Here is a 12,028-nt window from a genome sequence, read left to right as displayed (position 1 = left end):
GCCGAGCGCGGCCACCGTGCCGCAGCGCACGCTGATGTACGTGCTGGCCGCGCGCGCCGGCACGCTGGTGCTGACGCTGCACCTGGGCAGCCTGCGGCGCACCGGCGAGCTCGGTTCGCACCGCCCGCACTCGCCGAGCGTGATCGACATGCTGCGCAACCGGCCCGCCTACCTGGCGCCGGCCGACCTGGAGATCCTGGCCGCGCTGCTGCCGCTGCTCGGCCCGAACGTCAACACCGGCTCGCTGCCGATGCGGGGCCGCGACGCGCTGGCCGTGGTCGAGCTGATCCTGCGCAGCGGGCGCGCCTGGATCGTGCCGCCGTCGCTCGGCGAGCTGCCGCATCCGCCCGGTGCGGCGGCGCAGCGCGTCGACGAACCGCTGCCCGTCTCGCTGCACTGGTTCGCCGACGAGATGGGCGACTGGCACACGCAGTGGCGCGGCCCCGAGGACGAGCCGGTGGTCGTCGTGATGCTGCCCGAGCCGCAGGCGATCGACCTCGGCGGGCTGGCGCTGCGGCCGGCCGCGCTGCAGGGCGTGTCCCCGGATGCGCCGGTGGTCGACTGGCTGTCGCGCATGCCGCCGGTGCCGGCCGAGCTGCTGTCGTCCTTCACCGAGCGGCTGCAAGGCCTGGCGGTGCAGCGCGGGTTGCAGTTGCCGGTGCCCGACGAGCAGGCGCGTGCGCTGCGCAACCTCGGCACGCTGGCGCTGGTGCCGGTGCTGCGGCTGGGCACCTGCGTCGACGCCGCCTCCGAGGCGATGCTGCACCAGCGTTTCGGCACCCGCGCGAGCCGCCCGCTGGTCAGCGACCACGCGCCGCGCCAGGCCTCGGTGCAACTGCTGCTGCGCTACCGCGTGCCGGGCATGCCGCCGGTGGACTACCACCTGCCGGCCGGGCAGGCCGAAGCCACCTTCCTCGACGCGACCCGCGTCAGCGGCGCCACCACCTCGCAGCTGACGCGCTTCGATCGCGATGCCGACGCCGAGGCCGCGGCCGTGCGGGCGATGACCGACCCGCTGCGCCTGCGCCCGTGGAGCCTTGCGGCGGGCGCCGCGATGCAGCGGCAATCCAGCTTCGGCAGCGGCCGCATCGTCAGCGCCGGCTACGGCGTGGCGCTCGAGGGCCAGCCGATGATCTTCGTGCCGCAGCAGCGCGACCAATGGCCGCAGTTGCTGACGCAGGAGGTGCCGCGCCTGAAGGAGCAGGGCTGGCTGGTCGAGATCGACGACGATTTCCCGTTCGAACTGCACGAGGCCGACGACTGGACCGTCGACCTGCAGCAGGACCCGGGCAGCGAGTGGTTCCGCCTCGGCCTGAAGCTGACGGTCGAGGGCCAGCCGGTGAACCTGGTGCCGCTGCTGGTGGGGCTGGTGCAGAGCGGCTGGCTGAAGGTCGACAGCGCGCTGCGCGCCGGCACCGGCGAGGTGCTGGTGCCGTGGCCGGGCGAGGCGCCGCCATCGGCACCGCTGCCGCTCGGTGCGCCGGCGCGCCAGCGGTTGCTGCGCGTGCCGGTGCAGCGCATCGCGCCGCTGCTCGACTGGCTGCGCGGCGTGTTCGAGAAGCCGACGATGAAGGCCGCCGATGCCAGCGTGCAGCTGTCGCGCTTCGACCTCGGCACGCTCGATGCGTTGACCGCCGGCGCGCGCGTCGTCGCGCCGCCGAGCCTCGATGCGCTGATCCGCGAACTGCGCGGCCTGGGCAACGGCAACGGGCTGCCGCCGGTCGAGCCGTCGCCGCATGTGAACGCCACGCTGCGGCATTACCAGCTCGACGGCCTGGCGTGGATGGATTTCCTGCGCCGCGCCCGGCTCGGCGGCGTGCTGGCCGACGACATGGGCCTGGGCAAGACGCTGCAGACGCTCGCGCTGCTGCAGGGCGAGCTCGACGCCGGCCGGCTCGACCGGCCCTCGCTCGTCGTCGTGCCGACCAGCCTGGTCGACAACTGGCACACCGAGGCGCAGCGCTTCACGCCGCAGCTGAAGACGCTGGTGCTGCACGGCGCGCGGCGCATGCAGCACTTTGAGCGCCTCGGCCAGGCGCACCTGGTGATCACCAGCTACCCGCTGGCGGTGCGCGACATCGACGTGCTGGCCGCGCAGGACTGGCACTACGTCGTGCTCGACGAGGCGCAGCGCATCAAGAACAGCCGCAGCCAGGCCGCGCTCGCGCTGAAGGGGCTGCGCGCGCAGCACCGGCTGTGCCTGAGCGGCACGCCGCTCGAGAACCACCTCGGCGAGCTGTGGAGCCTGATGGATTTCGTCTGCCCGGGCCTGCTCGGCAGCGAGCTGCAGTTCCGCGAGCGCTACCGCCAGCCGATCGAGAAGCGGCAGGATCACCTGCAGGCCCAGCACCTCGCGCGGCGCGTGCGGCCGTTCATCCTGCGCCGCACCAAGCAGCAGGTGGCGCAGGAGCTGCCGGCCAAGACCGAGACGCTGCTGCGCGTGGAGTTGTCCGGCGCGCAGGCCGACCTGTACGAGACGGTGCGCGCGACGATGGACGAGAAGCTGCGCGACGCGATCGAGAAGCAGGGCCTCGCGCGCAGCCAGATCATGGTGCTGGACGCGCTGCTGAAGCTGCGCCAGGTGTGCTGCGATCCGCGGCTGCTGAAGGGCGATGCGCAGGCCGCCGTCGGCAAGGCCGCGCCGTCGGCCAAGCTCGAATTGCTGCTCGACCTGTTGCCGACGCTGGTGGAAGACGGCCGGCGCGTGCTGCTGTTCTCGCAGTTCACCGAGATGCTGGCGCTGATCGAGCCGGAGCTGGTGCGGCTCAAGCTGCCCTACCTGCTGCTCACCGGCGAGACCGACGACCGGGCCGGGCTGGTCGCGCAATTCCAGCAGGGCGAGGTGCCGCTGTTCCYGATCAGCCTGAAGGCCGGCGGCGTCGGGCTGAACCTGACCGCGGCCGACACCGTGATCCTGTATGACCCGTGGTGGAACCCGGCGGTCGAGCAGCAGGCCATCGACCGTGCCTACCGGATCGGGCAGGACAAGCCGGTGTTCGTCTACAAGCTGCTGGCCAGCGGCACGGTCGAAGACAAGATGATCGAGCTGCAGGCCCGCAAGGCCGGGCTCGCGGACCTGCTGCTGAAGGGCGTGGCGAGCGACGCGGCGTTGAATGCGGAAGATTTCGACGACCTGTTCAAGCCGCTGTCCGATGGCGCGCCGAAGGAGGGTGAGTGATGTTGACGGTCCACAACCCGGTGCATCACCTGCATGCCGGGCGGCACGAGATGTACCGCGGCCGGCTGGTGCCGTGCCACGAGGTGCCCGACCGGCTCGACCACGTGCTGGCCGAGCTGAAGCGGCGCCCGCTCGGTGAGTTGCGCGAGCCGGGCGAGGTGTCGATGGACGTGCTGCGGCGCATCCACAGCGGGCGCTACCTCGATTTCCTCGCGCGGGCCTGGGACGACTGGGTTGCGCTCGATCCGGCGAATGCGCAGGTCGACGCGTTGCCGTCGGTGTGGCCGGTGCGCGGATTTCGCGACGACGTGCTGCCCGACAACTTCGCGGCGCGCATGGGCCTGTTCTCGTTCGACGCCGGCACGCCGCTGACGGCCGGCACCTGGCAGGCGGCGCGGTCCGGTGCCGCGTGCGCGGTGGATGCGGCGCAGGCGGTGGCGCATCGCGCGCAGCGCAGCGCGTTTGCGCTGACGCGCCCGCCGGGGCATCACGCCGGCGCCGATTTCTTCGGCGGCTACTGCTTCCTCAACAATGCGGCGCTGGCGGCGCAGACGCTGTGCGATGGTGGTTTCGACCGCGTCGCGGTGCTCGATGTCGACTACCACCACGGCAACGGCACGCAGAGCATCTTCTACGCGCGCGGCGACGTGCTGACCGTGTCGCTGCACGGCGATCCACGCACCGAATACCCGTTCTACCTCGGCCATGCCGACGAGCGCGGCAGCGGCGACGGCGAAGGCGCGAACCTGAACCTGCCGCTGCCGCGCGGCACCGACTTCAAGCGCTGGCGCGCCGCGTTGGACACCGCGCGAGAAGCGCTCGGCCGCTTCGGCGCGCAGGCGCTGGTGGTGTCGCTCGGCGTCGACACCTTCGAGGGCGATCCGATCTCCAGCTTCGCGCTGCGCAGCGCCGACTACCTGCAGGTCGGGCGCGACATTGCCGGGCTGCAGCTGCCGACGGTGTTCGTGTTCGAGGGCGGCTACGCGGTGGCCGAGGTCGGCGTCAACGCGGTCAACGTGCTCGAAGGCTTCGAGCGCGGCGGGTGAGCGGCCGATGGCAGCGATCGCCCAGTCGTACCGCTACGCGCACGCGTCGAGCCTTCGATCCGGCGAGCGGCCGCAGTTGCTGCTCGCGACATCCGATGCCGATGGCCGCGCGCATCCGTACTTCTTCGAAGGCCGGCTTCGATCGCCGCGCCTGAGCGCCGAGCTGCTGACCACCGTGCAGCAGGTCGTCGGCAGCCGCTTCTTCACGCCGCCGGGCATGCTGGCCAAGGCGCTCGCGCTGGCCGACCCGGTCGTCACCTGCGGCGGCGGGCTGCTCCGCTTCGAGGGCTTCTCATCGTGCTGCAGCGCGTACGCGCGGGTCGATCTGCTGCCCGAGGCCCATGACGGCGAGATCGTCGGCAAGGGCACGACCAACGTCGACTTCAATGCGCCGATGCGCGCGGCGCTCGCGCAGGTCAGCGACGCGGCCGGGCTCGACCTGTCGGTCGGCCGCGACGAGCTGAAGCTGCGCAGCGGCGAGCACGAGGCCATCGAGCGCAAGGTCGCGCTGCCGCAGCGCTGGCTGCGCGGCATGGTGGAGGTGCAGTCCTACCTCGCGTCGATGGAAGCGCGCTTCGAGGTCAGCGGCCTGGCGGCGCAGCGCTTCATCCGCGGGCTGCCGCGCGCGTCGACGCGGCGCACGCCGCTGTGGGTGGCGAACGGCGCGGCCGGGCTCTACACGACGACGCAGCCGGTCGATGCCGGGGTGCGCGTGACCGAGACCGCGCGGCTGCGCCTGTTGGAGCCGCTGCTCGCGCGCGCCCTGCGGCTCACCGCGTATGCCGACGCCGGGCAGCAGGCGAGCGCCTGGGTGCTCGATTTCGGCATCGCCCGGATCACGCTGGCCCTGAGCGCCGAGACCTGGCGCGGCTTCTCCGGCGAAGGCCAGGTGTTGCGCGCGCTGCTGCGCCATGGCGACGACCCGGGCGCCGGCTTCGACCTGCTGCGCGCGAAGCTGCAGTGGCTGCCGTCGCTGGACGTGGCCGCGGTGGCCGGCGAGTTGCAGCTGCCGCCGCAGCAGGTCGCTGACGGGCTGCGCGTGCTGGGCAGCAGCGGGCTCGTCGGCTACGACCTCAGCGCCGGCGCGTACTTTCACCGGGTGCTTCCGTTCGACCTGTCGCAGGTGGAGGACATGCACCCGCGCCTGCGCGACGCGCGCGAGCTGTTGCAGCAGGGCGCGGTGACGGTGCATGCGCAGCAGCCCTTCGATGCGTCGGTGCAGGGCAGCGAAGTGCTGCACCGGGTGCGGGAGGTCGACGGCGAGATGCAGTGCACCTGCCCCTGGTTCGCGAAGCACCGCGGCGAGCGCGGGCCGTGCAAGCATGTGCTGGCGGCCGAGGCAGCGCGGGCTGCGGGAGATTGACGATGGCTGCGCGCTTCATGCCTTCGACGGCGCTTGAGCGTCACCTGCACGCCGGCGAGGTCGAGGCTGGCCTGGATTGCATGCGTGCGATGACGCCGGCCGAACGCCGCGCCCAGCGCGCCAGCGTGCTGGCGGTGGCCAAGCTGGCGCAGCTGGCGCATTGGGCGGCGCTCGGTTCGCCCTCCAACGGCTCGGACACCTGGGGCCACGCGCCGACGCCCGCGCAGCGCCACCTGGTCGATGCCGCGCTGATGGTGTGCTGCACCGCGAAGGATGTCGCGGCGATGATGGTCGACACCGATGCGGTGCTGCCCATCGCCCGCGAATTTCGGCCACCGGCGCTCGAGGGCCTGGGCGAGGCGCTGATGGGCTTCTCGCCGAACCGCATCGACCAGGTGCAGACCTTGATGCTCGCCGGGCTCATCGAGCGGCCGGGCGCCGATTGCGACGACTACACGCTCGGGCTGATGAGCCTGCCGCGGCGGGCCGGCTTTCGCAACGACCTGCCGGCCCGCTTTGCGGCCGACCCGGGGCTGGCCGGCGTGCTGCTGCGCATGTTCGAGATCGAGGGCACCTCCGAGGTCAGCCTGGCCGGCATCGACAAGTACCTGCCGGTCGAGCAGTGCTGGGTGCAGGTGCTGGCCGACCTCTGCGAGCAGGGCGCGCTCGAGCGGGCGGTGCTGATCGACCGCACGCTGGCCGCGCTGGCGCGCGACTGGCCGCAGTTCCGCAGCGGCTGGTTCTGTGCGTTCCACGCGAAGCTGGCCCCGAGCGCGCAGGAACTGCGGGCGAACCTCGACCGTTACCTCGCGCTGTGCAGCAGCCGGATTCCGCCGACGGTCACGCTGGCACTCGATGCGATCAAGCGGATCGACGCCGCGGCACCGATAGCACCGCAGGCGCTGATGGCCGCGCTGCAGCCGGTGTTCGGGCGCGGCAGCAAGGGCCAGGTCGAGGCGGCGCTGCGGCTGTGCGAGCAGATCGACAAGCGCGCTCCGGCGTTGAAGGGCGCATTGGCGCGGCTCGCCTGCGACGGGCTGTTCCACGAATCGGCCGAGCTGCAGAAGAAACTGCTGCAGCGCATCGAGGCCTGGGGCGTCGACGATGGCGTGCGGGCCGGGCTGCAGCGCCAGGCGCCGGGCATCGCCGCGAGCAACCGGGCGCAGTTGTCGGCGCTGACCGGAGCTGACGAGGGGGTGCCGAGGGCAGCTCCGATGGTCTCCTCAGTGCAGCAGCAGGTGGTGGGCGTCCTCGATGACAGCCGCCGCCTGCCGCCGATCGACGGCCTGCATGCGCTGGTCGAGCGGATCGCGTTCGTGTTCGAGAACGACACCGAGGTCGACGAGTTCGAGCGGGTGCTGGACGCGCTGGTGCGCGCCGCGCCGCTCGACGATGCGGCCCGCGCGCTGCTGGCACCGGTGCGCAAGCGCGTGCCGAAGCTGCGCACGCCGGTGGCGCGGGAGCTCGGGCGGCTGCTGATGTTCGTCTGCGACGGCACGCGCACCGCGTCAACGCCGGTGGTGGACCATGGCGGCAACGAAAGTCCTGCGCATGGCGGGCTGATCGCGCGCATCGACGCGTTGATGGCGCAGGCGGCGCAGGGCCGCGGGTGGTCGCCGTTGTCGGCACCGACGCACCGGCGCGGCATCATCGATCCGCAGGTGCTGGCGCAGCGGCTGCAGGCGCATGCCGCGGCCGGCCTGCAGCCTGATCCGCTCGAGCTGCAACTCGCTTCTTTGAGGGTGCCTGCGCCGGCGCTCGCGATCACAGGGCCGATGCCGGCATTCAGCTGGCACGTGCACAGCACGAGCCACACCTACCTCGACACCACGTACCACCATCACCATCTGCAGGTCGACGCGCTGCCGGCGCGCACCGCCGACACCGGCTCGATCGCGCAGGATCGTCGCGCCCCCGCGGTGGAGCGTGCGCGTCGCCACTACCGCTGGTGGAGCTTTGCCGGCATCGACGAGGCGATGATCCGCTACAGCGCGACGCTGGTGCCCGGCGAGATGGAGACCTTCTTTGCCGAGGGCGCGCTGGCGCTCGGTAACAACCTCGACTGGAGCGAGGCGCAGTGGCAGAACCGGGCCTGGCTGCTGCCGCTGCTGGACGACACGGTGGCGATCGGTCCGATGGCGCTGCTGGTGCTGGCCCTCGCGCTGGCCGGCAAGGATCCTGGGCAGACGGCGCTGGCGATCGACGCGCTGGTCGCGACCCACGCCGACGAGCGGCTGCCGGTCGATGCCTTCGCCGCGACGCTGAGGGACCTGCTTGCGACGCCGCTGGTCAAGCCGCCGCGGCTGCGCAAGAGCTTCGATGCGGCATTGCGGGCGGCACCGGCATTCGCCGCGCCGCTGATCGACGTGCTGGGGGTGGCGCTGAAGGCCGCACCCGGCACGGTGCCGCTGCTGGAGCTGCTGCATGAGCTGCTGCTGCAGCAAGGGCAACCGCTGCCCGCGCCCGTGCGCGAGGCGCTGCAGGCCGGCACGTTCAGCGGCCGGGCGAAGGCGCTTCAGAAGCAGTTGCTGGCGCTCGGCTGAGCGCGCCGTCCGGCTTCAGGCCGAACCAGATGCGCGCCGCACCGCTGCGCAGCGCGAGGCGGTAGCCGAGCCAGCCGAGCACGAAGGTGCCGCCGACCAGCAGCGGTGCTTCGATGGCGAACGGCAGCTCGGCGGGCCGCAGCGCCTGCGCGAGCAGGATGATCAGCGTCTGGTGCAGCAGGTAGAGCGGGAACACCGCCTCGGCGAGCGTGCGGCGGCAGGGCGCATCGACATCGGCATGGCGTTGCGCGAAGCCGAGCGCCGCCACCAGCGCGCTCCATTGCAGCACCGAGAACGCGAGCGCCCGCATCCACGGCACGCCCTCGCCCGACATCAGCAGGAACTGCAGCGCCACCCAGCCGCCGAGTGCCGCGACCAATGCCGGCCAGCGCCAGGCCTGCGCCCGCAGCATCATCGGCGCCGCTCGAGCGACGACCGCGCCGAACAGGAACATGCCGAGGTATTGCAGGTGCAGGAACCAGTCGTCGACCAGTGCGTGCGTCGCCGGAAAGCGGCGGGCGAGCAGCAGGCGCGACACGAACAGCAGTGCGATCGGCACCAGCAGCAGGCCGATGCCGCGCAGGGCGCGCAGCGCTGCCGACGCCAGCGCGTCGATCGCGCCGGGCCACAGGCGCAGCAGCCCCCACAGCAGCACCGTGTAGGCGAACAGGTAGGGCAGGTACCAGAGGTGGTTCCAGGTCGGCAGGATCAGGCAGCCGTGCACCGCATCGCAGAAGCCGGCGCCGCCGCGCAGGTACAGCGGCAGGAAGTCGAGGTAGCTGCCGGTGTAGCCGTAGCGGCGCTGCACCTCGAAGTACGACTGCGGCGGCACGATCACCAGCATGCCCAGCAGCAGCGGCAGCAGCAGGCGCGCGCTGCGCCGGCGCAGCCACGGCACGCTGGGTGCGCGGCCGTGCAGCATCAGCGCGGTGGCGGCGCCGGAGACGATGAAGAGCAGGTCCATGCGCCAGGGCGACAGCATCTGCATCCACGGTTCGAGCCACGGTTGCCAGCGCGGGCTCTTGATGTGCCAGTCCCAGCTCACGTAGTACATGCCCACGTGGTACGGCACCAGCAGCGCGAACGCGGCGATGCGCAGCCAGTCGAGCGGGTAGCGGCGGGTGGTGTCGTCGGACGGGATGGTCATGGGCGCCTCCGTGGCAGGGATGCCGTCAGCCTGAGGCCGGGGGCGCCGCGTGGCGAGCCTGCCGGGACGAAGCGTGTCCTCGGCGGGGCGAAGCGGATCAGCGCAGGGTGGCCAACTGCGCCAGCAATTCGGCGCGGAACTGGCGGCTGCACGGTGCCGACTGGCCCGCGGGCAGGTGCACGAGCGCATCGCCCTTGCCGAGCGGCTCGATCTGTCGCACCTGCGCCAGCGCGACGGCGGCCCCGCGGTGCGTGCGCACGAAGCCCGGGCCCAGGTCGGCCAGCAGCCCGCTCAGCGTGCGGCGCAGCAGCGGCGCGCGGTCGGCGGTGTGCAGCACGACGTAGTTGTCGGCCGCTTCGAGCCACAGCAGCTCGGCGACCGCCACCACCTCGGTGCGGCCGCGCTCGGCCACCAGCAGCTGCGCCGGCCGCGCCGGCCGGCGCGGGGCGGCGATGCGTTCGCGCAGGCGCTGCACCGACTGCGCGAGGCGTTGCGGATCGACCGGCTTCAGCAGGTAGTCGACAGCGGCCGCGTCGAAGGCCTGCAGCGCGTAGCGGTCGTGCGCGGTGACGAAGACGACGGCCGGCGCTGGGTCGGGCAGCGACGCGGCGACGTCCAGCCCGCTCGGGCCGGGCATCTGCACGTCGAGGAAGAGCGCGTCGGGGGCCAGCGCGGCGACGGCGGAGAGGGCCTCGGCGGCATCGCGGGCCTGGCCGACCACTTCGACATCGTCGAAGGCCAGCAGCAGCCGGCGCAGGCGCTCGCGTGCCGGCGTCTCGTCGTCGACGATCAGCACACGCATGGCAGCTCGATGCGGGCCAGCACGCCGCCTTCGGGACGCGGCTGCAGCGAGAACGCGGCGTCGGCGCCGTGGCGCGCGGCCAGGCGCTGCTGCAGGTTGGCGAGGCCGACGCCGGGCGTCGGCGTGCCGTGCAGCTCGCCGGTGTCGTCCTCCACCTCGAGGCTCAGGCGGGCGCCCGCGCGCCGGGTGCGCACGACGATGCGCGTGGGCTGCAGCCGGCGCTCGACACCGTGGCGGAACGCGTTCTCCAGCAGGGGTTGCAACAGCAGCGTGGGCACGAGGCAGGACTGCGCGGCGGGATCGAACTCGAACACGATCTCGACGCGGTCGGCGAAGCGCTCGCGCATGATCGCGGCATAGGCCTCGAGCAGCGCCAGCTCGTCGCACAGCGCGCTTTCCGGGCGGCGCGCCAGGTCGGTGGCGGCACGCAGCAGCGCGGCCAGGCGCGTCAGCAGCGAATCGGCCAGGTCGGGATCGGTGTGCACCGTCGAGGCGATCGTGTTGAGCGCGTTGAACAGGAAGTGGGGCTCGATCTGCTGCGCCAGTTGCAGCAGCTGCGCGCTCTTCGCGAGACGGCTCTCGCGCTCCAGCCGCCACCGTGCCTGCGTCAGCGCGGCGTGCGAGCGCAGGCCGAACACCACCGCGACGAACAGCAGGTAGAAGATCGAGAACTTCAGCGTTTCGTAGCGAAACACCACCGGCCACGGGTCGTGCGGGTAGGGCGAACCGAGCGCCGCGTGGACCGCGTGGCGCAGCGCATAGACGGCGCAGACGAAGGCCGGTGCGATCAGCGGCAACCAGCGCAGCCGCAGCCAGAACCAGCGCCAGGGCCGGTTCAGCAGGGCGTCGTGCCGGGCGGCCCCGCGCCATTGCAGCGCTCCGATGAGGCTCGCGACCAGCAGCGAACTGCCTTCCCACAGCAGCGGCTTCCACAGCGTGCTGCCGCCTTGCCGCAGGTGATCCTGGATGCCGATGGTGATCATCAGCACGCAGAAGATGCTCCATGCCAAGGCGATGGCCGCGCGCGGAGCGGGCACGGCGAGGTCGTCGGGGAGGGCGGTCATGCTCACGCATTGTTGCCCTGGGTCGCCGCGGGTGCCACGGCTCTGGGGTGAGCGGGGTCCGGCGAGGGGTGGGGGGTAGAGCGGGGGTAGGGAGAAGGGCGCAGCGCGGACCGGACAGCAGGCCGCGCTGCGCAGGGGGATCAGGCCTCGGCCTTGCCCTTGGTCGTTTTCTTGAGCGCGGTACCGGCACGGGGGCCGTTCGCGAACAGCGCCTCGATCTTGGCGTCGTGCTCCATCAGGTCGGCGGCGACGCCGCGCAGTTTGTCGGCACGGGCGAACACGCGGCGTTGCAGCTGGGCGATGCCAGCCGACTGTTCAACGCGTTGCAGGACGGTGCCGGGGTCAATGGTCGATTCGAAGGGGTTGTTGACGAAGGGCGTGTCGTACATCGGGGTCTCTTGTATGTTGGCTCTATCAACGCCGACCGCTGTTTGCCACCAGACGGACGGACGCGCCTCCCAACGGGGGCAGGGCGCGGATTCTCGCCGATGGCTCGCCGCCTGCGAAGCCCCGGCGGCGGAATGAAGGGACTCTCGGTGTGTCGCGGCATTTCAGAGAATCCCGACAAAACTGCAGGGGTTATGGTGTTGACGATCCAAAGACGTCTGTGCATAATCGTGGGCTTCGCTGATGACAAATCAACGAAGCGACCAAGGCAACAGATTGGTTTCGGCAGGCGGCGAAAGCGGCGGACGAAAAAAATCAAGCAAGTTGTTGAAGTCGAGCAAAAAGGTGCTACAGTCTAAGGCTGCGCTGAACGAGATAGATCGGACAGCAAAGCAAGACGGCGAAGCCGGTTTGCAGCTCTTTAAAAATTAACAGCCGATAAGTGTGGGCGTTAGAAGGCGAGTGCCGAAGAGTCGCAAGACTCGAGGTCTCATGGAC

General features: G+C 71.5%; 8 protein-coding genes. 4 read left to right on the top strand and 4 right to left on the bottom strand.

Annotation, left to right across the window (positions count from 1 at the left end):
• From ACXJLU_RS30955 to ACXJLU_RS30940, 4 genes are all read left to right on the top strand, one after another.
• Window positions 1-3,178: DEAD/DEAH box helicase (locus ACXJLU_RS30955; protein WP_457337602.1), on the top strand; the 3,178-nt coding region annotated here is incomplete at its 5' end.
• Window positions 3,178-4,224, top strand: a complete 1,047-nt coding sequence (locus ACXJLU_RS30950) for a histone deacetylase family protein (RefSeq protein WP_457337601.1) — start codon at window positions 3,178-3,180, stop codon at window positions 4,222-4,224. The genes ACXJLU_RS30955 and ACXJLU_RS30950, both read left to right, overlap by 1 nt.
• 7 nt (window positions 4,225-4,231) lie before the next feature.
• Window positions 4,232-5,587 carry an SWIM zinc finger family protein gene (locus ACXJLU_RS30945; RefSeq protein WP_457337600.1) on the top strand — a complete coding sequence of 452 codons (1,356 nt, stop codon included), beginning with the start codon at window positions 4,232-4,234 and terminating at the stop codon, window positions 5,585-5,587.
• 2 nt (window positions 5,588-5,589) lie between these two features.
• Window positions 5,590-8,130, top strand: coding sequence for a DUF6493 family protein (locus ACXJLU_RS30940; RefSeq protein ID WP_457337599.1), 2,541 nt, complete (start codon window positions 5,590-5,592; stop codon window positions 8,128-8,130).
• On the opposite strand, the gene ACXJLU_RS30935 is transcribed toward ACXJLU_RS30940, so the two are convergent.
• The 4 genes from ACXJLU_RS30935 to ACXJLU_RS30920 form a co-directional block, all read right to left on the bottom strand.
• Entirely contained in the window at window positions 8,081-9,277 is a 1,197-nt protein-coding gene (locus ACXJLU_RS30935; RefSeq protein WP_457337598.1) for an acyltransferase family protein, read from the bottom strand. The genes ACXJLU_RS30940 and ACXJLU_RS30935 overlap by 50 nt on opposite strands.
• Window positions 9,278-9,374: 97 nt before the next feature.
• Window positions 9,375-10,079: a LytR/AlgR family response regulator transcription factor gene (locus ACXJLU_RS30930; RefSeq protein ID WP_457337597.1), complete on the bottom strand. Its 705-nt coding sequence runs from the start codon at window positions 10,077-10,079 to the stop codon at window positions 9,375-9,377.
• Entirely contained in the window at window positions 10,067-11,143 is a 1,077-nt protein-coding gene (locus ACXJLU_RS30925; protein ID WP_457337596.1) for a sensor histidine kinase, read from the bottom strand. Before ACXJLU_RS30925 ends, ACXJLU_RS30930 begins: the two co-directional genes overlap by 13 nt.
• A gap of 140 nt (window positions 11,144-11,283) precedes the next feature.
• Window positions 11,284-11,532, bottom strand: coding sequence for a hypothetical protein (locus ACXJLU_RS30920; RefSeq protein ID WP_073463440.1), 249 nt, complete (start codon window positions 11,530-11,532; stop codon window positions 11,284-11,286).
• Between the last annotated feature and the right edge of the window lie 496 nt (window positions 11,533-12,028).

The sequence above is a fragment of the Rhizobacter sp. P5_C2 genome, assembly GCF_054049715.1.
Note: the sequence above shows the minus strand (reverse complement) of the source record. Positions and strands in the feature narration are given on the sequence as shown.